The 22,769-nt window shown below is 35.6% G+C and carries 19 protein-coding genes; 8 read left to right on the top strand and 11 right to left on the bottom strand.

The genetic code is table 11. The features are described 5' to 3' along the window. Positions 1-65: 65 nt before the first annotated feature. Complete coding sequence (locus tag EGI05_RS07580) at positions 66-1,715, top strand: alpha/beta fold hydrolase (RefSeq protein ID WP_123262417.1); 1,650 nt, start codon at positions 66-68, stop codon at positions 1,713-1,715. On the opposite strand, the gene EGI05_RS07575 is transcribed toward EGI05_RS07580, so the two are convergent. Then, positions 1,712-2,575, bottom strand: coding sequence for a glycoside hydrolase family 25 protein (locus EGI05_RS07575; protein WP_123262416.1), 864 nt, complete (start codon positions 2,573-2,575; stop codon positions 1,712-1,714). The genes EGI05_RS07580 and EGI05_RS07575 overlap by 4 nt on opposite strands. Positions 2,576-2,640: 65 nt before the next feature. On the opposite strand from EGI05_RS07575, the gene EGI05_RS07570 reads away from it, so the two are divergent. The 5 genes from EGI05_RS07570 (at position 2,641) to deoC (ending at position 7,132) form a co-directional block, all read left to right on the top strand. Next, complete coding sequence (locus EGI05_RS07570) at positions 2,641-3,903, top strand: NAD(P)/FAD-dependent oxidoreductase (protein ID WP_123262415.1); 1,263 nt, start codon at positions 2,641-2,643, stop codon at positions 3,901-3,903. Beyond that, positions 3,900-4,571, top strand: coding sequence for a tRNA (guanosine(37)-N1)-methyltransferase TrmD (trmD, locus tag EGI05_RS07565; protein ID WP_123262414.1), 672 nt, complete (start codon positions 3,900-3,902; stop codon positions 4,569-4,571). Before EGI05_RS07570 ends, trmD begins: the two co-directional genes overlap by 4 nt. A gap of 381 nt (positions 4,572-4,952) precedes the next feature. Continuing rightward, positions 4,953-5,885, top strand: a complete 933-nt coding sequence (locus tag EGI05_RS07560) for an endonuclease/exonuclease/phosphatase family protein (RefSeq protein WP_123262413.1) — start codon at positions 4,953-4,955, stop codon at positions 5,883-5,885. A 27-nt stretch (positions 5,886-5,912) separates the two neighbouring features. After that, positions 5,913-6,383: an Lrp/AsnC ligand binding domain-containing protein gene (locus EGI05_RS07555; RefSeq protein WP_121460094.1), complete on the top strand. Its 471-nt coding sequence runs from the start codon at positions 5,913-5,915 to the stop codon at positions 6,381-6,383. Between the two features lie 5 nt (positions 6,384-6,388). Then, on the top strand, positions 6,389-7,132 hold the full coding sequence (deoC, locus tag EGI05_RS07550; RefSeq protein WP_123262412.1) for a deoxyribose-phosphate aldolase: 744 nt from the start codon (positions 6,389-6,391) through the stop codon (positions 7,130-7,132). A 55-nt stretch (positions 7,133-7,187) separates the two neighbouring features. Here deoC and dusB read toward each other — a convergent pair whose 3' ends face one another. Both dusB and EGI05_RS07540 read right to left on the bottom strand, forming a co-directional pair. Continuing rightward, positions 7,188-8,180 (bottom strand): tRNA dihydrouridine synthase DusB, encoded by a 993-nt coding sequence (gene dusB / locus EGI05_RS07545; RefSeq protein WP_123262411.1) that lies wholly within the window; start codon positions 8,178-8,180, stop codon positions 7,188-7,190. Between the two features lie 108 nt (positions 8,181-8,288). Then, positions 8,289-11,540, bottom strand: coding sequence for a hypothetical protein (locus EGI05_RS07540; protein WP_123262410.1), 3,252 nt, complete (start codon positions 11,538-11,540; stop codon positions 8,289-8,291). Between the two features lie 187 nt (positions 11,541-11,727). Between EGI05_RS07540 and EGI05_RS07535 the strand changes: the two genes are divergently transcribed. After that, positions 11,728-12,564 (top strand): T9SS type A sorting domain-containing protein, encoded by an 837-nt coding sequence (locus EGI05_RS07535; protein WP_123262409.1) that lies wholly within the window; start codon positions 11,728-11,730, stop codon positions 12,562-12,564. A gap of 63 nt (positions 12,565-12,627) precedes the next feature. Here EGI05_RS07535 and EGI05_RS07530 read toward each other — a convergent pair whose 3' ends face one another. The 8 genes from EGI05_RS07530 to EGI05_RS07495 form a co-directional block, all read right to left on the bottom strand. Further along, positions 12,628-15,450: a gluzincin family metallopeptidase gene (locus tag EGI05_RS07530; RefSeq protein ID WP_228428563.1), complete on the bottom strand. Its 2,823-nt coding sequence runs from the start codon at positions 15,448-15,450 to the stop codon at positions 12,628-12,630. 54 nt (positions 15,451-15,504) lie between these two features. Further along, positions 15,505-16,884, bottom strand: coding sequence for an orotidine-5'-phosphate decarboxylase (gene pyrF, locus EGI05_RS07525; protein ID WP_123262407.1), 1,380 nt, complete (start codon positions 16,882-16,884; stop codon positions 15,505-15,507). Between the two features lie 118 nt (positions 16,885-17,002). Further along, positions 17,003-17,350: a YkvA family protein gene (locus EGI05_RS07520; protein WP_123262406.1), complete on the bottom strand. Its 348-nt coding sequence runs from the start codon at positions 17,348-17,350 to the stop codon at positions 17,003-17,005. Between the two features lie 87 nt (positions 17,351-17,437). Continuing rightward, positions 17,438-17,977: a TlpA family protein disulfide reductase gene (locus EGI05_RS07515; protein ID WP_123262405.1), complete on the bottom strand. Its 540-nt coding sequence runs from the start codon at positions 17,975-17,977 to the stop codon at positions 17,438-17,440. After that, positions 17,974-18,537, bottom strand: coding sequence for a thioredoxin family protein (locus EGI05_RS07510; RefSeq protein ID WP_123262404.1), 564 nt, complete (start codon positions 18,535-18,537; stop codon positions 17,974-17,976). The genes EGI05_RS07515 and EGI05_RS07510 overlap by 4 nt, the downstream gene beginning before the upstream one ends. 16 nt (positions 18,538-18,553) lie before the next feature. Continuing rightward, complete coding sequence (aroC, locus tag EGI05_RS07505) at positions 18,554-19,624, bottom strand: chorismate synthase (protein WP_123262403.1); 1,071 nt, start codon at positions 19,622-19,624, stop codon at positions 18,554-18,556. A gap of 41 nt (positions 19,625-19,665) precedes the next feature. Then, a complete protein-coding gene (locus EGI05_RS07500; protein ID WP_123262402.1) occupies positions 19,666-21,309 on the bottom strand; it encodes an LIC_10190 family membrane protein in 1,644 nt (547 codons plus the stop codon). A gap of 53 nt (positions 21,310-21,362) precedes the next feature. Further along, positions 21,363-21,908, bottom strand: a complete 546-nt coding sequence (locus tag EGI05_RS07495; protein ID WP_123262401.1) for a YMGG-like glycine zipper-containing protein — start codon at positions 21,906-21,908, stop codon at positions 21,363-21,365. Between the two features lie 244 nt (positions 21,909-22,152). On the opposite strand from EGI05_RS07495, the gene EGI05_RS07490 reads away from it, so the two are divergent. After that, positions 22,153-22,608, top strand: coding sequence for a hypothetical protein (locus EGI05_RS07490; RefSeq protein ID WP_123262400.1), 456 nt, complete (start codon positions 22,153-22,155; stop codon positions 22,606-22,608). Positions 22,609-22,769 lie beyond the last annotated feature (161 nt).

The raw sequence follows: 22,769 nt of genomic DNA, 5'->3' as shown, positions 1-22,769 counted from the left end.
AAATTTAATAAGACATTATGAGTTTTGCATGCAAGAAATAAAGATTTTTGTGTCAAATTTTTACCATGAAAAACTTTATTGCTTTATTTCTTTTACTTTCCGGAATATACGGTTATGCACAGGTGATTTCCGGGACAGTTTTTTCAAGTGAAGAAAATAAACCGATTCCTTATGTGAAAATAGGTGTTGAAAAAGAGACCTCCGGAACAATCTCTGATGAAAACGGTCAATTTTCCATTGATCTTTCCCAAGCAGATAAAACGCATAAAATAAGGATTGAAGTAGCGGGATTCGAGAATTATACAACATCTGTTTTAGATTTTATCAAGAATAATGATCAGAAAATATTCTTAAAAGAAAAAGTTAAAAATATACAGGAAGTAAAACTCACCCCTAAAAAATTCGTGGATAAAAACTGGGGTGTAAATACAAAGACTAAACATGTGTTATACTCTGTGAATCCGGAACTCCGTAGGGAAGATTTCCTGGGAGAAACAGCACTGGAATTTAATGCAAGTAAAAGATCAAAGATTAAAAATATTAATCTGAATGTTGCAAGCTATCAATCAGACAGGCCGGTTGTAATGCGTTATGTGATTTATAGTGAGAAAAATGGTTTTCCGGATCAGAATATTCTTGATGAAGAAATTACGGTGAAGCTTACCGAAGATATGATAAAATCCGGAACTTTTGTACTGGATGTGAATGATCGAAATATTTGGGTACAAGGAAAGTTTTTTATAGGAATTCAATTTCTAAAAGAGTTTGAAGGAAAGGTAACGATCAGTGCGGCTTTATTCAGGACAGGTTTTATCAGAAAATTTTATGGGAATTGGGAAAAAATGACATTAGCTGCTCCGGCTATAAATATTGATGTGAAAGTTGATAAAAATGGTAAAAATATAAAAGATGAAATGGAAGAGGATCAGCATGAAAAACTCTCTATGTTGACGCCGGACATCGCTCAATACAATGAAGAATCTGAAAATTCAGTATATGGCAAAAACGATTCCGCCGGAAAAGTACTGGAGCTGAAAGATGCGGAACTATATTATGAAGTTTACGGAGAAGGGCAACCTCTTGTTTTGCTTCATGGAAACGGGGGAAGCATTAAAGAATTTTATAAGCAGATCCCGGAACTTTCAAAACACTTTAAAATTATTGCCTTGGACACAAGAGCACAAGGAAAAAGTAAGGATCTTATTCAAAATAATCTTACCTATACAATATTTGCAGATGACCTAAAATCTTTAATGGATCATTTGGGCTTACATAAGGTAAACATTATGGGTTGGAGCGACGGAGGAAATACCGGACTGGAATTCAGTCTGAAATACCCTGAAAATCTTAATAAACTGATCATCATTGGAGCAAATGCTTTTCCGGAAGGAGTAGAAAAAAGCCTGTTGAACAATTTTAAATTAAAAGCGCAGGTTTTAAAGCTTGAAAACACACCAGACAAAATCAAGGAAGCCAGATTACTGACATTGATGCTTCATGAACCGGATATCAACAAAAAAGCATTAAACAAAATTACCAGCCCGGTTTTTGTAATTGCCGGGGAAAATGATGTCATCAAAAAAGAACATACAGAAATGTTGGCAAAAGAACTTAGAAATTCTAAGTTGAAGATCTATACAAATGCTTCTCATTACGTTCCATTCGAGGTTGCAGATGAACTTAACCGGGATGTCATAGATTTTCTAAAGAATTAATCCAGCGTCAATCTCTTTAAAGACCACGTGTTGCCATTGTAAATGTCCAGATCCACTTTGGTATTGATCCCATGTACGATCCCGTTTTCTGTAAACTGCCAGAAATCCCATTCATCATTAGGCGATGGAATAGGGACATCATTATAGTTAGCCAGCCAAAGCGGATAACCGTCGAATTCACCTTTTAAAAAATCCTTGTAGTAATGATAATAGGTATAAATGACTGGCTTTTCTCCATAAGCTTCCTCAACGATTTTACACCAAACTTTTAAATCCTCAATCAGTTTCTTATTGGTTTTCCGTTTAGGGATTTTTTCAATATCCAGAATAGGAGGGAGGTCACCACTTTCCAGCTTTACATTCTCCAGAAAATTATTGGCCTGGATTACAGGATCTTCATCAGCTCTGTAAAAATGATAGGCTCCGCGGATCAGCTCATGTTTTTTAGCCAGTTCCCAGAAATCATCAAAATGCTTATCTGCACTACGGTTTCCCATCGTTGCGCGCATGACCACAAATTCTAAAGGGATGGTTTTATTTCCGATGCTGAGGCTGTCCCATTTGATGTCTTCTCTATTCTGGTAATGGGAAATATCAAAGCCATAGGTTTTATCCAGATTGGAAGAAAGAATCTTTTGAATTCTCACCATTTCTTTTTCACTGTTATGAAGTTTCTTGTGGGTGAATTTATTGAAGTATAAAGCGTAATAATAACTGATAGACTGTTTCAGATATAATCCGGTCCCGATAAGAGCAATAATTAAAATCGCCAATACGACTTTTCGACGGAAAAAATAATTCTTTCGTCTGTTGCTATGGAGCTTTCTGGCAGTCTTTTTGGAGTACTTTTTTTTCGTCATAAAGTTTTGCAAAACTAACTTTTTACGATCTAAAATGCTAAATAAATTCAGTAAATTTGTGTAATATGGAAACACGCGAAAAAATTATTATCATAGGCGGTGGCTTTGCAGGATTACAGCTTGCAAAGACCTTAAACAATAAAAATAAAAAAGTGATTCTCCTGGATAGGGTGAATCATCATATGTTTCAGCCGCTTTTTTATCAGGTAGCGTGTGGAAGGATAGAACCTTCCAATATTTCATTCCCTTTCAGAAAAATCTTTCAGCAATCCAGGAATACACAATTCCGTTTGACGGAAGTAAAAGAGATTGATCCTGCTCATAATAAAGTAATTACCGATGAAGCTGAATTTACTTATGATAAATTGATCATTGCGACAGGGTGTAAAACCAATTTTTTCGGGAATAAAGATCTCGAAGGCAAAGCTTTTGCCATGAAAAACACCCAGGAAGCCATCAGTATCAGAAACCATGTCTTAATGACTTTTGAAAAACTGATCATTGAGAAAAGCCGTAGCGATGATGGAAACTGGAACATTGTTATTGTAGGAAGCGGGCCAACAGGTGTAGAGTTAGCCGGAGCATTTGCGGAAATGAAAAAAGAAATTCTTCCGAGGGATTATCCATATATGAACTTTAAGCATCTTAAAATTATACTGGTAAGCTCTACGGAAAAGCCTCTTGCTGTAATGAGCTCGGAAGCTCAGGAAAAATCCGAACAATATCTTAAGGAGCTTGGGGTGGATTTTTTAAGTGGAGAATACGTTACTGAATATGACGGAGATAAAGTATATATGAAGAGCGGAAAACAGATTCCTTCCAATAATGTAATTTGGGCTGCCGGAGTCACGGGAAATGTGGTTGAAGGTTTTCCGGAAGAAAAATTAATCAAGAACCGATATATTGTTGACAGGTATAATAAAGTAAAAGGGTATGATAATATTTTTGCAATAGGGGATATAGCGTCTATGGAAACCCCGAAATATCCACAGGGACATCCTCAAGTTGCTAATGTCGCTATAACGCAGGCAAAAAATTTAGGTAAAAATCTGCTGAAAAAAAACCTTAGCGAATGGAGTGAATATGAGTATCATGATAAAGGTTCTTTGGCTACTATCGGGAAGCATCGAGCTGTGGTAGATTTACCATTTTTTAAATTCCAAGGATTTTTAGCATGGTATTTCTGGATGTTTCTGCATTTAATGCTAATTTTGAGCGTGAGAAATAAGCTAGCGATTTTCTTTAACTGGATGTGGAGCTATTTTAACAAAGACTCCTCTCTGCGATTAATTATTTTACCTAATAAGAAAAACGGAACTTTACAATGAGAATTGATATCATAAGCGTACTGCCGGAACTGATGGAGAGCCCTTTTAAAACCTCTATTTTAAGAAGAGCAATGGATAAGGGATTGGCTGAAGTACATTTTCATCATCTAAGAGACTGGTCAACGAATAAACATAGACAAATTGATGACGAACCCTATGGTGGTGGAGCAGGAATGGTCATGATGGTGGAGCCTTTGGATAAATGCATTTCTGAACTTAAATCTCAGAGGAACTATGATGAGGTGATTTACCTTACACCGGATGGAATTACTTTGAATCAGAAAATTGCCAATACACTTTCTATAAAAAATAATCTGATTTTTCTGTGTGGTCACTACAAAGGGATCGATCAGCGCGTGAGAGATCTGCATATTACCAAAGAAATTTCAATCGGAGATTATGTTCTTACCGGTGGAGAATTAGCGGCATGTGTGCTTGCTGATAGTGTGATCAGGCTAATTCCAGGAGTTTTAAATGATGAGCAAAGTGCATTAACGGATAGTTTTCAGGATGATCTTTTATCACCTCCTATCTATACAAGACCTGAAAGCTATAAAGGTCTGGAAGTTCCTAAAGTTCTGCTAAGCGGTAATTTTGCTCAGATTGAAGAATGGCGTCATGAAGAAGCTGTAAGAATCACTAAGGAAAAACGGCCGGATTTACTTTAATACAGGATACACAAACTGAATTGCTCTGAATTTTGACGATATTTTTGGGATTATTTAGAATAAAAAGAGGAAATTAATCGTTATAATACTAATAACGGTTAATAATTATTGCGATATGTTATTTATTGCATTGTTTTTTTTCTTTGTTTTTTAATGTTCTATTTTTATTTTAAATTGAGTATTAATGGTACATATTTTGCAATGATTGAAAACTTTAATAATATATGGGCGAATTAATTGTTATTGTTTAGTTGATTGACTGTATTTTAAGTATAAAATTAATTTTAATATATTATAAATTAATTAATCATATTAAAAAAAAAATAATAAATTTACATTCTGAAATTAAGTGCCAAAATTTAAGAATACAAATGTGTGTTGATGGAGCTGTTCAGTTTTTACAATGTTGAAAATTTGTTTTTGCCGGACCCAAAACCAGTACATAAACTAGACCCTACCATTTCAGGGTTACGGAATTGGGACGAACGGAAATACAAGAATAAGCTTTTTAAGATCTCACACGTTTTCCAGTTGATGAAGGAGGAGAATGGTGTTTTACCATTTATAATTGGTTTATCCGAAGTTTCCGGAAGGAAAGTCTTGGAAGAGCTGGTAAAAATGGAACCTTTTAATTCAAATTATGGGATTGTTCATTACAACTCCATGGATGAAAGAAAGGTAGATGTGGCTATGCTATATGATAAAGAAAAGATAGAAGTGATGGACTCTGAGCCCATTTCCTTCTTCTTCGAGATTATAGATAAAAACACAGGGGATTACGACACAACTAGGGATGTACTCTATTCAAAAATAAAATATAAAGAAGAGATTATTAATGTCTTTATCGCGCACCTTCCCTCAAAGCGAGATAAAGATCCTAATAAGCCAAAACGATCCTTTATACTCGGAGAAATCCGTGAAAGAATTTTGAATATTGTAAATGCAGAAAACGAGCATGTGATTTTGTGTGGTGATTTTAACGAGAACCCAGATGATGAAAATTTAGTAAAGATTCTCTACGACGACGACCATAGAAAAGTATTGGAAAACCCTTTTCAGCAGTTGTTCTCTACAAGAAAATATTCTACTTTTCATTATAAATCTGGATTGTTATTTGATCAGATTCTATTATCAAAATCCTTTTTTGAAAATAGAGGTCTGGTATTTCAGAATGCGCAAGTATTTAATTCTGAAAAAATTAGCAGTCGAGACAGAAGATTCGAAGGTCGCCCTTTTCGGACCTTTGCAGGTACCCGATATTTGGGAGGCTATAGCGATCATTTTCCGGTTTTTGTACAATTTGAATGCTTATAGTAAAAACATGAATAAAAAAAGTAGAAAATGAAAAATTCAAGTACCACAAGTTATCATTTAGATTCCATTGACAAAGAGATTATCTATATGTTGATGGACAACGCTAAGACATCTTTAGCGCACATTTCAAAAAACGTCGGAATTTCAACTACAGCAGTACACCAGAGAATTAAAAAACTGGAACATGCCGGAGTTATTGAAAATTCAATTTCATTCTTGAATCCAAAGAAAATTGGTTACAAAGTTACTTCTTATATAGGAGTGTTTCTGGATCAGCCGAGCCATTATCCGGATGTGGTAAAATCTTTAAAAGACATTAATGAAGTAGTGGAAGCGCATTACACTACAGGTAATTACACCATCTTTTTAAAGGTGCTATGTAAGGATAATGATCATTTGATGCAGATTCTCAGCAAACTTCAAAAGCTAAAAGGAGTAACGAGAACAGAAACTTTCATATCTTTGGAACAAGGAATTAACAGACAATTGAAAGTATAAGAGTTATGAATATTGCTCAGTATTTGGATTCAACTTATTTGAAAACACCCTCACAATCGGGGATTTCAGAAGAAGAAACTTTACAGAAAGATAAAGATCTTGCACAGGAAGCCATAGACAATGAGATTTTTGCCGTAATGATCCGCCCGGAGTATGTATCCGAGATTAAAAAATATCTTCAGGAAAGGAATTCAAATGTGGTAGTAGGTACGGTGATAGGATTTCACGAAGGAACGTATTCTATCGATGAAAAACTGGCCGAAGCCTCCAAAGCAATCCAAGACGGAGCAGACGAATTGGATTTTGTTATTAATTATAATGCTTATCTTAAAGGAAATAAAGAACAGGTAAAAGAAGAGTTCGTACAATGTACACAACTATGTCTTACCCATCATAAAGTTGCCAAATGGATTATTGAAATTGCAGCTTTAACCGATGAACAGATTGCTGATCTTACTGGACATATTTCTGCCTGGGCAGAAGAGAATTTTTCCGAAAAAGACTTATCCCATATCTTCGTCAAATCATCAACAGGTTTTTTTGAAACTACAGGAGGAAAGCCCAATGGCGCTACTTTTGAAGGAATAAAAATTATGCTTGACCATGCAGGAAAACTGCCTGTAAAAGCAGCCGGAGGAGTGAGAACTCCAGAAGATGCAGAAAAAATGATCAATATGGGAGTAAAAAGAATTGGAACATCTTCAGCATTAGCTTTAATTAAAAATCAATCGGCTTCAGAAGAATATTAAATAAATACTCTTGAATAATAAAAAAGAACCATCGAAATCAGCCGATGGTTCTTTTTTATGCTTGTTGGTATTCTGCGTAGAATTCTTGGGTTTCTTTGATCAGAGCATCCATTTCTTCTAAAGTGAAAACTTCCAGGAATTTCTTTCTGAAATCCTTGAAGTGCGGGATTCCACGGAAATAATTGCTATAATGCTGTCTCATTTCAACCAAACCTAATCTTTCACCTTTCCATTCAGCACTCCATTCAGCATGCTGACGAACAGCTAATAACCTGTCTGAAATGGTAGGCGCCGGAAGATGTTCTCCAGTAGCAAAAAAATGTTTGATTTCATTGAAAATCCATGGATATCCGATAGCGGCACGACCGATCATGATTCCGTCGCAGGCATATTTTTGTTTGTATTCCAATGCTTTTTCTGGAGAATCTACATCCCCATTTCCGAAGATTGGGATCTCAATATTGGGATTCTGCTTAATTCTTGAAATATGTTCCCAATCTGCTTCTCCTTTATACATTTGCGCACGGGTTCTTGCGTGGATTGTTAAAGCTTTGATTCCTGTTTCCTGTAAACGTTCTGCCACTTCATCAATATTAATGGAAGTACTGTCCCATCCTAAACGGGTTTTTACGGTTACAGGTAAATGCGTGGAGCTTACTACAGCCTTTGTAAGGCGGACCATCAGATCAATATCTTTTAATACTCCGGCTCCAGCTCCTTTGCAAACCACCTTTTTCACCGGACAGCCAAAATTGATGTCTACCAAATCTGGATTTACGGTTTCTACAATTCTTGCGGACATAGCCATTGCCTCTTCATCACCTCCGAAAATCTGGATTCCAACAGGTCTTTCATAATCAAAAATATCTAATTTTTTTCGGCTTTTGATAGCATCACGAATCAAGCCTTCGGAAGAAATAAATTCCGAATACATCAGATCTGCCCCATGCATTTTGCATAGGCGTCTGAATGGGGGATCACTTACATCTTCCATCGGAGCCAGCAAAAGCGGAAATTCCGGCAGTTCTATGTTGCCTATTTTTGTCATGGCGCAAATTTACGAATTTTCTAACTTTCTATCAGACTGATATTATCTATTAGAATAAATGATGAATGATTGACTCTAACTTTGACAGGAATTAACTTTAATGATCAGCTAGAAACTAGCCTTCACCTGCATACTTCCGATATGAATGGTTCTATCCCCTGAGTTTCTCCCTTCATAATTTAAGTTCAATTGTAAGAAAGAATTAATAGCTTGCTGTATGAAGACACTCCAAACTTGGTTTTTCCCTGGCTTCAGCCCGTCAAGCATCTGGTTTCCTACAATGCTAAAGTTATTTCCGGTAAAATCATTATTAATGAATGAGAAGTTCCCGCGGATAGAAGTTTTCCTACGTTCCCATTGAATGGTTCCTGTAATATCAAATGCTTTCAGGAATTCTTCACCATCAACTCTTTGTTTTTGACGGTAAGCAGAAGAAAGTTCAGCCTGGATGGCATCTGTGAATTTATAAGTAGCTTTAGGTTTCGTTTCAAAATTACTCAAACGGTAATCACGGGTCTGGAACAATTGAGATGAATTCCGAATATCATGTACAGAATTCTCCCAGTCTATTCTGAACTCCTTATTGAACCAATATCCGATATTCAGAAAATGGGAAGTCTGCTCCCTTTCTTCATTACTGAAATTGGCATTGATGAGGTTGTCGTTAGAAATAAAACGATAATTTCCATTCCAACCTGATTTTTCAGTAGGACTGAACTGAACTGAGGTTAAAATATTCTGGTTTTTAAGGATCTGATCTTCATTTTTTTCGAAAGGATTCAATACCAGAACTTTATCTTTTTTATAGAAAGAGTTTTGGGAATTTAAAGAGATATTGAAATTCCAACGCTTTAAAAAAGAATTCTCAGAATTGAAAATGATCGATGGGTTCACAAATAATGCCAACTGGAGCTTGTTTTTATTGGATGGAAGGTATCTTACAGAGTTGGTGTAAATTCTTATATATTGAGCCAAATCCGAATATTCTGCAATCTCAAATTCGTCAAGCTGCTGAATTCCATCTCCGTTATAATCCGTCCATTTATAAATTCCTTGCCCATCCGTTACCTTTATATATTGAAATTCTCTTTGAGCTTCCTGTCCGTTCCCCAGCTCATAAAATGCCTGTAAACGCATTCCGTTTCGGAAAAGCTGCTGGTTGTAAAGAATGTTTCCTACCACAAAATCATTATTTCTGGTCATATCAGCATCTGCATTCTGATAAAAGAATTTTCTATAATGCAATAAAGCATTCAGGGTGGTTCGCTCCGTTTTAATAATCTGGCTTTCAGCCATGATTCCTAAAATATTGTTCATATTTTGCAATCGGTTATCACGTACGGAATCGTTGTCCCTCATATAGATCTTCGTCAATAATTTGGTTCTCGTACTGTCGCCAATTTTCTTCTGTACAAAAATTTCTTTCCAGCTGAAACTGGTTACATCCATGAGTTGGGTATCATTGTACTTCTTTTCATTATGCTCCATACTTCCTCCAATGGCCCAGCTTCCTTTTTTACCCACATATTCAGTAGAAGCTCCACCTCTTATGAATTTGGTATCCTGAAGCGTTGCATTAGTGCTTAGGTAAGAAAGATTTCCTTTTGTGAAGAATTTTCCGGTAATCCAGCCAAAATCCAGATCGTTTTTAATTCCTTTATAAGAATCACGCTCATCAAGGTAATTGATACGGTAGTTCAAAGTAGATTTATTGTTCCATTTATTTAAGAAACTGAAAATAAACCTGTTTTGAGTTCTTCCACTGAATTCCTGAGTTAAGTTGAAATCCCTGGAGAATTCCACATCATTGATCCTGTCTAAAATATGAAACTGCTTATCTATGTACTGATACTCAAAACTTGGAGTACCTTTCCAATTATTTTTGGTGAAAGTCTTATTCCCGAAAATACGTCCGGCATAGCCTATATTTTGTTGTGAATCTCTGGAAGAAAATAAATTGACGTCATAATTACTTAAAGAGAAATCTGCACCTATCTTTCCTTCTTTTAACAGGAATTCGGAATTTACTGAATAAACCTGAGATTTTTGAGGAGAAGGAAGCTTTCTTACAGCTCTGTAGTCACCCATATTGGGTCCTACATAGGCAAAAACACGTCCGTTGTTAGTAGTTTGTGTAATTTTGTAATCCCCCTGATTGGCTCCAAAATAAGTGTAAGAAACCTGATAAAGAGTTTCATTAGGATCTGTGGAGAATTCATAATAATTTCCATTAGGATTCTGAATAAGGCGGTATAAGATTTTGTTTACATCATATTCCGTAACTACTCCGGAAGGTGCGTACATTAGATTAGGATCATTTCCTGCATTTGCCAAAATCTGTTCATCTTCAGGAGAAAGGTTAAGGGACAATGGAGCATTTTTATTATCATTCTCCATAAACCAGTTCAAACCTAATCTTAGCTTTTCTCTTTTATGTTCAACCTTTCCTGTAAACAAATACCTCGAGTAATTTCTATTGGTATAGTTATAAGAGATGGTGATAAAGTTCTGTTGAAAAATAGGACGGAAACTGGTAAAAGTAACTTCGCCCGTATTATAATTAATGATGTAATCCTGATTTTCACCGCGCTTCATTAAAATACCATCTATGAAAACCTGCTCCGATCCGGAAATAAGAGTGATGAATTGTTCTCCATTTTTACCCGTGAGACGATAAGGTCCCTGGTTTCCTTCAACTCCTTGAAAACGCACTCTGTGGAATTCACTTCGCGCAACACCCATAGAAACATCAACAAAGGTTTTGTTATCTTTCCCAAATTCCGTCTGGAATTCCAATCCCATACTTCGACGCTGATATTTGGCAAAATAATTTTTCGCTTCCACAAGATCCAGATGTCCGGCTCTCAGGATAGATTTATCCTTAATATTAAGCTGCATATAGATCTTGTCAAACTCTTCTAAGGTTTGAGTATATCCATCTGCCTGAATAGGCAAATTATGATCTGATATACTTGCCAGGATTGTTACATCTTTAGAAAGCCTCCCGGAGATCTGCAGATCCATGGAGCTTTGTACAGACTGCCCCTGATTATTACCAAAGGTGATCCCCCGGATAATAGAACCTTTTGAATTAAGCTCTCCTAAAAATCTTTTTTTATCATTTTTAGCCAGAACGGCTTCATCAACGATGATTTTGTTATTGGTTTTTACAAAATCAAGAGTGTCTTTGGCAAAAATATCCTGCTCAAGTTTGGCTGCTATAATGCTATCTTTTCTGAGAGCAAATATACTATCTCTCTTAAAAGTGAAAAGAGTATCAATTTTTATTGTATCTTTATCTTTAGGAAGGTTTGGATTTTTCCACGTGAATATTTGCGCATTACCCGAAAATATGCCCATGAAAAGAAACACGAATATTAGAAGATAATTTCGCAAGCCCTCTATAAATAATTGGTAAAAATAACTAAAAATTGTTAATAGTAATGGTTTTAGGATTATTAACAGAAAATTAACCCGATTATTGTTTTGAATTAAAAAATAGACGTAATTTTGTCAGGTAAATTAATAATATCAAAAAAAATAGATTATGAAAAAGTTTTATTCACTTTTTGCAACGGTAATAATAAGCGTTGCTGCTTTTGCGCAAACAACAATTACTCAATGGAATTTTGATGCAAGTAGTATAAGTGCTACTACAGGGACCGGGACTCTTGCCTACATTGGTGGAGTAACTGAAAACACTTCGACTCCTTATCCACAAGGAAATCCTACGTCAGGAAAGTCTCATTCAACTATTAATTATCCTGCTCAGGGAACTGCATCAGGAACTGCGGGAGTTAGATTCTCTGTTAGTACGGTAGGATATTCTAATATATCAATTTCTTTAGATCTTTATGGATCAAATACTGCTTCTAAATATGCGCAGGTACAATATACTACTGATGGTTCTACTTGGGTGAATGCAACAGCTTCTCCATCTACAATTGCCGGAAGTTGGTCAACTGTTACAGCAACTATGCCTGCAGCTGCTAATAATAATGCAAACTTTGCCGTTAGAGTAGTATCTGTTTTTGATCCTGCGAACGGGGTAACTTATTCACCAATTGGAACTTCTAGTAGTTATGCAATAGGTGGTGCTCTTAGATTTGATAATGTTACAGTAAGCTCCAATTCTTCTCTAGCAGTTTCTGACATCAAAAACGTAAAAGGAAACTTCATTAAAAATACTTTTGTTCAGGATGATGAGATCGTTTTCGGTTCTCAGGTGAAAGATGTTAAGATTTATAACATGTTCGGACAGGTTGTAAAAACTTCTGCAAAAGATTCTACGATCTTAAACGTTGCTGAATTAACAAAAGGAAACTATATTGTTACAGGTACAGTAAATAACCAGCCGGTTTCTCAGAAAATCTTAAAAGATTAATTCTTTAAAGCATACAATAAAAAAATCAGGCATTCGCAGAATGCCTGATTTTTTTTATTTCGTTTAATACCAACCTCTTCTCGCTGCATTGATAACAGCTCCTAGATTTAAAACCAGTGTATATCGTATTCGTTTGGCATAATCTTTAAAAGAAGGTTCAAAACCTAAGGAAGACTGGATAGGGAAGTAGACTTCGAGGAAATCAGGAATTACTCTTACTTTTATACCACTGTCCCAAATAAATTGAGTGGAAGCATTTTTATTCTTATACATTCCAACATCAGCATAGACGTGGAAGATTTTCCATACACTGGAATCCACATTAAAAGAAGTAATCCATTGATTGACGGTTCCCGGAATAAAAGATTTAAAACCCCCATCAGCCAAAATATACTGTTGAGATAGGATTCCGCCAGTAGCACTTTCCCCCAAAAGATTGTAAGAGAAAGCATAATTGGAAACCCTTGAAATTCCATAATTAAAAGTATTATTCCTGGCTTCGTTTCTCAAGAAATATCCGGCGAATAATCTTAAACTTAATTTTTGTTTCGGGGCAAATTCCCATCGGTAAAATCCTTCTGCAGTAATTTTATTAAAATCTTCCATCCATTGGGTACTTACGCTCAGGCTTTTTTCGTGGATCATCTGATTGTCCGTATATCCATATCCAATGCTCCAGAGATTATATTTGTCATAATCCTTTTTAGCAATCATAGCAGGACTTAAATCCCTTTCAAGAAAATTATAAGAAATTCCGATCCCTCTGCTTACCGTACTTCTCGGATTTTTTCTAAAGTTGATATTGGAGAAAATAGATGCTTTTCTATAAGCGAGATCATAGTCATAATGAAAATAAGAACCCGTAACCCCAAATGTTAAGCTTCTGATAATACTTTCTGCTGGTAAGAATGAATAAGAAACTGTACCGGAACCTGTAAGCTTTCCTGTACCGGAACTGTACATCGGAGTAATGGAATACAGAAATTTCTGATCAAAAAATGATTGATTCTTGAAATTGATCCCAAACAAAAACTTATCATAAGTATTATTAAAGCGTACTCTTGGATTCAGGTAGATTTCATTGAATTCCGGATTGGGAATATCTTTTATAAGCTTTATTTTGATTTTTTTCATATTGGAAAAAAATCCTTTGGCATATAAAAAATTGTCGCGGTAATTGGATTCCGGGAAAATATAATCGTCATTGAGAGTAATTTTATAGGTATCCAAAGCGGGTATAGGAACGGTCATTTTTCTTTCCCCTTCCTTGGTTTCTATCCAATAGCTTTGTTTATCTTCATCTTTGGCTTGGGTTTCCAGTTTTACAGGAATCACATTTTCTGTGTTTTTGTATATTTTCACATTGAGAGAATCTCCTTCTTTTTTAAACTTTCGCAATTTAAAATTTACCCTGTTTTTCTGATTAAGGAAGCCGGAAAGGTAATTCGCGGATGGATCTTTTTCAGCAAGCTCTTGAAGGAAGTCTCTGGGTTTTACAGGATGATGGGTATTTCTATCAATATATTGTTGTAAAAGCTGCTCAAAATTTTCAGTACCCATTTTATCTGCAGTATAATTGAAAAGTGTTCCTGTTTCAAAACTGCTGATCGCCATATCATTAAAGTTGCTTAAGGCAGCAAACTTTTCATCAATCTTCTGGTCAAGATTCTGAGACATGATATACTGATAGGCTAATCCATAACGATCCAAAAGCTTTACCTCAGAAGCATGAAAAAGCTTTAAAGGCTTAACTCCAAAAATTTTAGTTTCAGGAAGTTTACCAAGCAACAAAGCATTACTATAGAACTTTTTTAAATATTGTATTTCCAGGTATGACTTTAACCCATTTTTGAACCAGTGGTCATCTTGTTTATCAGCAATGATCTTTTCATCCAGGATTTTTTTTGTAATAATTCCAAAATAATCCTGGTCTGTTTTTTCAGCATCACTGAACAATTGAAATTTAAATTTCCAGAATTTAATGTCATTATTCCCGAAGAAATCCTCTTTCCCCCTGAATTTATCGGAGATAAAAATTTTCTTGGGAATAGAACCTAACTTTTCCTGAAGGAATTTTAAATGTAAAGGAAGATAGAACTCCAGATTTTGTTTTTCATCAGGTTTTAAATTATACCCGAATTTTATTTCCGTATCTATTCCTTCAGTTTTAACCTTTATAGAAGGATATTCATGTTGGGAAACGATAAACTCCGGATCGGAATCCAAATATCCTTTAAAAGAATTCATTTGAATTTGAGGAAGGTTACTTTCAATATAATAATTAACCGGAAGATCAAAATTGATCGTCCAATATGTGTTGAAATTCACGGATTCTTCAATATCGTGATAATTTCTTTTGGAAATATTGTCCGGATCGAAATGATCCGGAACAATAAAGAAATATTTTAAGGCTACATTTTTATCAGAGATTCCGTAGTCGGTAAATTTACTATCGGGAAGCTGGATCTGATACTGCAGTTGTAATTGTATACTTTCACCAGGTTGTAACGGACTGGCTAAAGGAATAAAAAGATTCTCATCAGAAGTTTTATTGGTGGGTAAAAGCTCTTGATCTCCGCTCTTGATGTTTAATGACAGAAGATTTCCAAGCTGATCCTGTTTTGCAAAATGGAGATCATTATTTCTGTCCTCAAGCTTGCGGTACACCAAAGAAGTTCCTCTTTTCTTATAAGCGGACACCCAGCTTAATAATTTGATCGTTTTTAAATCTTTTTCAGAATGGTTATAATAAACGAGCTCCTGATTTACAGATAGTGTTTTCTTGTCCGGAGACAATTTCGCTTCAATATAAATGCTGTCATTTTGGGCAGCAACTTCAGCAACACCGGCAAACAAAATAAGACAAATACTAATAACCTTTTTCAAACGTCTGTGATAAAGTTCAAATATAAACTTATTTTGATTATAGTCTGTAAGTTTTTAACTCTGAATTACTTTTTTTTCCAAAGAATTAACATACGCTTTCCAACCTTCATTTTTATAGGTGATGGCAGCTTCTTCAGCATTAGCCGCTTTATAAATTCCTCTTCCTACAATGATGAAATCTGTGTGAAGATTTTTGAAAACATGTTCCGGAGTATTATACTGCTGTCCTTTTCCGTCGCCGGAATCTGCAAGGTTTACTCCAGGTGTAAACAATAAGATTTCATCCGGAAGCTGGTTTTGAGATACCCCGCCGATAACATTAGGATGAGATAAAGCTATTTTAAGGGCTTCCTCACGATAATCATTCGTTGTTAAAGTTCCTTTGGAAGACATTCCGATGATTGCTACAACACCTACATTGTTAAAGCAGTCCAACGATTCAAATCCCCCGATTACCTGAGAGGTTACAAAATCAGCCCAGTCTGTAATTTTGAAAACTCCGCTAGTGAACTGAAGCTCCTGTGTGTTACCAATATCGGCAAATTTTCTGTCTTCCATCAATAAGAACTGATGTTTGGCAGCCAGTGCCTTCAATGGAACGATTGTTTTTTCGTATTCGAAATCGGAAATAATGTCGATATGGGTTTTTAAGGCAATAATATGCGGACCGACTTTTTCAGCCAGCTCTAATAATTCCTGGGTAGTCGTAACATCAGCTGAAGCAATAAGATTGGATTGTTTTGCCAAAGCCGTTTCCAATAATTTTTTAGAAACCGAATGTTGAGCGTTTTTCAGTTTTTGCTCATAAGAACATCTTGTCTTCTCTTCAAACTGAATATGATTTCCCTGAAGGAAGTCCTGAATTCTTTTCACCTCATCATCAGTCAGTTCACCATTCTCTTGTAGAATCCCACAAACTTCAGAAATATTGAAAAGAGTATGAACTCTGTATCCTTTACTTTCTAAAAGTTGTTTTCCTCCTTGCTCTCTGTCAAGCACTACAACAATATCAGAAACTTTAATATCTTCCTGCTCAATTTCAGCAATGGTTTCTACCAAAGATTTTCCGGAAGTAATAACGTCTTCTACCAAAAGACAGTTTTGCCCTTTCTGGTAAATTCCCTCGATCATCTTTTTAGTTCCGTAGCTTTTTGCCTCTTTTCTTTTAATGATCAGCGGAATATAACTTTCCAGGGACATCGCTGTAGCCATGGGAAGGGCTGCATAAGGAACTCCGCAGATTAAGTCGAAATTATCCAGCGGAAGCATTTCCAATAGATAATTAGCAAGGTTTTTTAAAATTTTAGGGTCTGAAGCTAAAGGTCTTAGGTCTACATAAAACGGACTTTCGATGCCGCTTTTCAGGGTGAATCTCCCGAATTTAATGATTCCCAGTTTGTAGCACTCTAAAAAGAATTCTTTTTTACTTTCCATTATTTTTTATTAGATATTGCAAATTTAATGATTTGAAATAAGGCTTAAAAATTTATGATGAATTTCTAAAAAAAAGCCATCCCGATCATGGAATGGCTAGAAGAATATTATTTGTTAATTACTCTACAATTTCAGCGTCGATTACTTTAGTATCACCGTCCTTATATTTTTTTTCGGCCTCCCAAAGCAAGAATTTATCAACTTCTTTGATCAACTTAGGGATGGCAAGAGATAAAATGGCCAGATCATCCATTACACCTAATACAGGTAATGCAAAATCAGGAAGCAGGTCAATAGGAGAGATCACATATAAAAGTCCTAATAGAGGCAGAATGATATCTACAGATTTCATAGGATAAAGTCCTTTTCTCCATAGTTTGACCATCCTGAAAATATCAGGGATTTTTTTCACGAAACCTTTATGGTTGATCGCTTCTTTAGCCAGGTTTAGTTTTGAATACTTCATTTTGTGTTTAGTTTTAATAAATGATTTTCCAACTCTACAAAATTCTCAAATTCTGTACCAAATCTGTTATAAAATTTAGTTAAAAAATTATTTAACAATATTATCAATAAATTGATGCACAGATTCTGTATTCCAGTCTCTGTAGGCATCTTCTTTAATGATGATTCTTCCGGTTTTATCCAGAAGGAAAGTGGTAGGGAACACTTTTGGCAACAACTTTTCTGAGATAGGGCTTTGAGCAATATAAACCGGAACCGTGTATTTGTTTTCCTGTAAAAATTTTCTCACCGCAGCCTCTTCATCATTCATGGCGATCAGAACAAAGTCTACGTTTCCTTTTCTGGTATCATACAATTTCTGAATACTTGGCCATTCTTTTCTGCATGGAGGACACCACGTTCCCCAAAAATTCAGGAAAATAGGTTTATCCTTTAGGTTTTTAAGATTGGTACTCGGAACATTGATCCCCTGAAGATCTATATCATAGTCTTCTTCACTTACGGTCACTGCATTTTCAATCGTGGCAATCGGGAAAAACTGATTTCTCAGAAAATCCTTTACTCCCGGTACCAATGCAATGATTCCGATAATGACGATCAATACAATATAAATTATATTTTTTTTCATAATAATTCTACAATTTCCTGGATGGCGTCTTTACCTCTGTTTTTAGCATAATAAATCTGGAGATCGTTATAAAACTGCTCTCTAGGATAAGCTTCGGGATCGGCCTTGAATTTCATTAATAATTCTTTACCGAACTTCGGACGTGGCCCCCACGAATTCTTTACATTGAAATCGTTATCTAAAATAAGAACCTTTGGGATAGATTGTGTTCCGTCCGTTAAAAACTGATTAATAAGACTCGTATCGCTGTCTCTAAGAAAGATTTTTACTTCGTTGCGTCCTTCAAAAAATTTAACTAAAGCTGGAACTGTTGCACTTGCATCGCCACACCAAGCTTCGGAAATGATCAGGATTTTTCCGTCGAAGTTTTTGGCATTCAGTAGATTGAGCTGCTCTTCGTCAGGCACATACTTTTTTAAAGTCCTGTCTATTCTCTGAAGACCTAATTCATAATATTGTTTATAATCTGCCTCCTGTTGATTAGAAGGGGTTTCAAGTCTTTGTTTTGCAATCTGGATGTATTCTTCAAAAGTGATTGCTTTATCCCAGTAATTTTTCATTACTACAATATGATATTTAAAAATTATTGATATTTCTTGTTTTATTAATCAAAAACAGATCCGCCAACACAAAAGCGGCAAGGCTTTCCACTACAGGGACGGCCCTTGGCAATACACACGGATCATGTCTTCCCTTTCCTTCCACAATTACAGGATTACCTTCCCGGTCTACACTTTCCTGAGGTCTTAAAATAGTCGCTACAGGTTTAAAAGCTACCCTGAAATAAATATCCATTCCATTGGAAATTCCGCCCTGGATTCCGCCGGAAAGGTTTGATTTTGTTGTAAAATCAGTATTGAAGGCATCATTATGCTCTTTTCCTGTCATTTTAGCTCCACAAAAACCGCTTCCATACTCAAAACCTTTGCAGGCATTGATATTAAGCATTGCTTTGGCCAGTTCTGCCTGCAATTTGGAAAAAACAGGTTCACCAATTCCTACAGGAACATTTTTAATGACGCAAGTGATGGTTCCGCCAATGGTATTTCCTTCTTTTTTAATTTCTTTTATTTTGGAAATCATTTTTTCTGCCGTTTCTGCATCCGGACAACGGACTTCATTGGTTTCGGTTTTGGAGAAATCCAAATCCTGGTAGGGCTTTTCACAGAAAATCTCACCTACGGAAGATACATAGGCGTTGATCTCAATATCTGATAACAATTGCTTAGCCATTGCTCCCGCAACCACCCAGTTCATAGTTTCTCTGGCTGAAGATTTTCCACCGCCACGATAATCTCTTATTCCGAATTTCTGATCATAGGTGAAGTCTGCATGACTTGGACGATAAGACTTCGCAATATGGTCATAATCTTTTGATTTCTGATTTTCGTTTTCGATAATAAAGCCGATGGGAGTTCCCGTTGTTTTCCCTTCAAAAATACCGGAAAGGAATTGTACTTTGTCACCTTCTTTTCTTTGAGTGACAATTGCTGATTGGCCAGGTTTTCTTCGATCCAGCTCATACTGGATTTTATCGAAATCGATGGTTAAACCTGCCGGGAAATTATTGATGATGCCGCCATAAGCCGCACCGTGACTTTCTCCAAATGTTGTAAGACTGAGAAGATTACCTAAAGTATTGAACATGATACAAAATTACCGTTTTTTCTCCAGATAATAAAGTTCTTCTATTTGTTCTGTTTATAGGAGTTTTTGATAGTTTGAATAACATTTTCGGCTTCTCTTTTTTCCTGTGAGTTCATTTTTTTCCATATGAACCCTTTCCGAAGATCCTTTGCGTCGATAAGTTGTGGAAAGATTCCGGCTTTTGCGTCATCAAAAACATAGCTTGAGGAAATGGCAGGAAGCGGAGTATCAAAATTAAAAGGATAATTTGTTGAAACATTGAATTTCAGGTTCCCCACCTGATAAGAATCAAATGGTTGGTATTGATAAGAAGAAGGCTGATAAAGTTGTTTCTTATCAAACTTGCCCATAAAATTGCTGAGCCTGAAACTTGGAATATGCTGTTGGATTATTTCCGGAAAAGATAAAAAGCCAATGAAAAGAAGGCTCGTACATGAAAAAAATAAAAGTGCCCTTTTTTTATTAAAATAATCCAGAAACAAGATGAAAAATAGCACGAACAGGACGTCTATAAAAAATCTGTACTGGGCGGAAAAGAGTAGCACCAGTACGCTTTTGATAAGAATTGAAATGCAGAGCAGAGAAAGAATGGGCTTCCTTTTAATAAAAGCGAAAAGGGTAAAGAATAATAAGCTCGCTATAAATAAAATATTGATCTTAGATTTGATTCCATTTAAAAAAAGCCAGTTCTTAATATAATCTAACCAGGAAAATTGTTGAATTTCCTGATAGGAATATTGCATGTCATAGGTTTTTAATAGGGCATATTGGGAAGATATTTTTAAAACTTCCGGATTAGGTTTCCAGCTGACTCCTAAATCTATCACCGCTACCGGGAAAACAGGAAATCCGAATGTCCAGATATTTTTAATACAGAACAGAAGGATCACCAGAGCTCCAAAACCGAAACTTTTAATATTGGCTTTAAGGATGAAAACAGAATAGAGCATGCTCAAAATCGGAAGCCAGATCATTGTAGGCTTAATGGCGAAGACAAATGCTGAGAACAGGAAAATAAGTCTGCTGTTTTTATTTTCGGATAGTATTTCGTTTAAAATGATCAGTGAAAAAATGATGGCCGGTAAATCCGGGCTTGGAGACTGTGTAAACAATAAGAGAACTGGAATGAAACAAAGATGTATCCATCTCTTTTTTTCTACAATGTAAACGGTATAAACAATTAATATTATAGCATTAATCCTAAGAAATGGATCTGAGAAATTGGAAAACCCCGCCTGAAAGATATGCCAAAAAGATACCTGCCCAAGAGTAAGATCCAGATTGGAAATGCCTTTTACTATTCCATATTCTGTAAGCCATTGTATGGTTGGAACATAATATCCAAAATGATCTAAAATATAAGGGTAAAATGAACTGCAAAATAAAACAACTAAAGAAATGAGGCCTATTAAAAGGCTTTCTTTTCTGGAAAAATGGTACCATTCATTGTATAATCTGTATCTGAAGAAACAGAATAACCCCAATAATAAAGTAGCTATTTCCACATAGATGTTTAGTGGGATAAAAAATGCTGCGAAGGTCCAGATTGTAGTTATAGCTAGGATTCCTGAGAGTATTTTACCTGAGATTCCATGGAATAAAGAACCCAAAAGGCTCTCTGTGATTTTTCCCAATCCCATACATGAAGGAAAGAGAAGTAATAAGGAAAATAGAATAAAGGCCATAAAAAAAGATTGCTTAAAAATAAGCAATCTTTTGGTGTTTTATTATATATTTATTATTGAGGCTGAACTCTTCCGTCTTTTCTATCTTGTGATCTACCAATTGTATAACCGGTTGCTCCCCCTACAACACCACCGATAACAGCACCAAGTCCTCTATTCTTCTTACTGATGATAGCACCTGCGGCTGCACCACCCACTGTACCGATGATGGTACCTTTAGCAGCTTTACTCATTCCTTTTTTCTGAGTAGTACCTTGTGATGAACTGGTTCCATTATTGGCATAAGTACCATTTCCTGAACCTGAACTTGTTTCTCTGTCTCTATATACTGTTCTGGTTTCTCTTATCACCTGTGGTCTTGAATTATTTTCTGCCACAGCTCTTGTTTTTTTGCTTTCCGCAATACTATCTGCCTTTTTCTGGGCTTCGTATACAATTTTTTCTTTTTCAATGGCTAGCTTTTGTTTTTCAATCTCAAGTTGTCTAGCCTGGAATTCCAATTTTTGTTGTTCAAGAGATTTTTCAGCTGTTCGGTCATCTTTTTTACAGGCCGTCATTACAAATACTGACATTAAACCTGCTAATACTATATTTTTCATAATTCAAATTTTTATACTTGTGAGCCTGTTGGCTATTATCTAATTCTCAATTATGAAGCCAAGTTTAAGTTAAGTAATGTTAAAAAGTTCAAAAAAATCTTAAAATTTAATTGTCGTATTAGTTTTTATGTTTGTTTCCGGGCTTTTTAGAAGATAAATGAAATCCGAAATTATTTCCATAAAATAAATTGTTATTGAGTTAATATTAAATAAGTTAACTTTGGATATACCAAATTACATTTTTATGAAAAAAACAACTTTAAAAGCTTTGCTTATTGCAGGGCTGGGAATTACTGTTACAGCATGTACTTCCAACGATGATCTAGTAATGGATTCTCCAACGGTAACCCATTCAGCAAATTCCAAAGAAGCTTCCAAAACCGAAACGTATCAAATCCGTTATGGACTGGTTTCCCAAAGTGGAGTGAAAACACTTTCAGGAAGTTATGATTTAGGCGGTTTTGTGGCTACGAATGTGGCAACAGGAGAATCTTACGATAGTTATGGTTATAGCAGCGGCGGCTTTCAATCTCTTCCTCAATTTTATGATGGCCTTCCTGAAGGAACCTATACTTTCACTGCAATGCAGGGGCAAGGAGGCTGGGTTGGCTACGGTTCAGTGGTGGCAACGGTCTCTGATGCTCAGGTTGATGCGGACGGATATGTAACCATATATGTTCCGATTGCCTGGGAAGAATAATGATTAGGCAAAGTTTTTGCAAGTAATCATAAAAGATATAGTTATTCAACTATGACAATATTCTGTTCAGAATTTAACTTTTGAGTAGAATTTTTCATCATTTGTGTTTTTACGGCCTCCTGAAAAGGAGGCTATTTTTTTGGAAAATAGGGTTTATGATT

The organism is Chryseobacterium daecheongense (assembly GCF_003729955.1).
GTDB classification, from domain to species: domain Bacteria; phylum Bacteroidota; class Bacteroidia; order Flavobacteriales; family Weeksellaceae; genus Chryseobacterium; species Chryseobacterium daecheongense.
This window is presented reverse-complemented; position numbering and strand designations above follow the sequence as displayed.

Coding starts and splice junctions, on each gene's coding strand:
- EGI05_RS07500 (WP_123262402.1), bottom strand. CDS start 21,309: ATGGCCTTTATTCTATTTTCCTTATTACTTCTCTTTCCTTCATGTATG.
- EGI05_RS07570 (WP_123262415.1), top strand. CDS start 2,641: ATGGAAACACGCGAAAAAATTATTATCATAGGCGGTGGCTTTGCAGGA.
- EGI05_RS07490 (WP_123262400.1), top strand. CDS start 22,153: ATGAAAAAAACAACTTTAAAAGCTTTGCTTATTGCAGGGCTGGGAATT.
- trmD (WP_123262414.1), top strand. CDS start 3,900: ATGAGAATTGATATCATAAGCGTACTGCCGGAACTGATGGAGAGCCCT.
- EGI05_RS07510 (WP_123262404.1), bottom strand. CDS start 18,537: ATGAAAAATTACTGGGATAAAGCAATCACTTTTGAAGAATACATCCAG.
- EGI05_RS07560 (WP_123262413.1), top strand. CDS start 4,953: ATGGAGCTGTTCAGTTTTTACAATGTTGAAAATTTGTTTTTGCCGGAC.
- EGI05_RS07535 (WP_123262409.1), top strand. CDS start 11,728: ATGAAAAAGTTTTATTCACTTTTTGCAACGGTAATAATAAGCGTTGCT.
- aroC (WP_123262403.1), bottom strand. CDS start 19,624: ATGTTCAATACTTTAGGTAATCTTCTCAGTCTTACAACATTTGGAGAA.
- dusB (WP_123262411.1), bottom strand. CDS start 8,180: ATGACAAAAATAGGCAACATAGAACTGCCGGAATTTCCGCTTTTGCTG.
- EGI05_RS07555 (WP_121460094.1), top strand. CDS start 5,913: ATGAAAAATTCAAGTACCACAAGTTATCATTTAGATTCCATTGACAAA.
- EGI05_RS07580 (WP_123262417.1), top strand. CDS start 66: ATGAAAAACTTTATTGCTTTATTTCTTTTACTTTCCGGAATATACGGT.
- EGI05_RS07520 (WP_123262406.1), bottom strand. CDS start 17,350: ATGAAGTATTCAAAACTAAACCTGGCTAAAGAAGCGATCAACCATAAA.
- EGI05_RS07575 (WP_123262416.1), bottom strand. CDS start 2,575: ATGACGAAAAAAAAGTACTCCAAAAAGACTGCCAGAAAGCTCCATAGC.
- pyrF (WP_123262407.1), bottom strand. CDS start 16,884: ATGGAAAGTAAAAAAGAATTCTTTTTAGAGTGCTACAAACTGGGAATC.
- EGI05_RS07515 (WP_123262405.1), bottom strand. CDS start 17,977: ATGAAAAAAAATATAATTTATATTGTATTGATCGTCATTATCGGAATC.
- deoC (WP_123262412.1), top strand. CDS start 6,389: ATGAATATTGCTCAGTATTTGGATTCAACTTATTTGAAAACACCCTCA.
- EGI05_RS07495 (WP_123262401.1), bottom strand. CDS start 21,908: ATGAAAAATATAGTATTAGCAGGTTTAATGTCAGTATTTGTAATGACG.
- EGI05_RS07540 (WP_123262410.1), bottom strand. CDS start 11,540: ATGGGCATATTTTCGGGTAATGCGCAAATATTCACGTGGAAAAATCCA.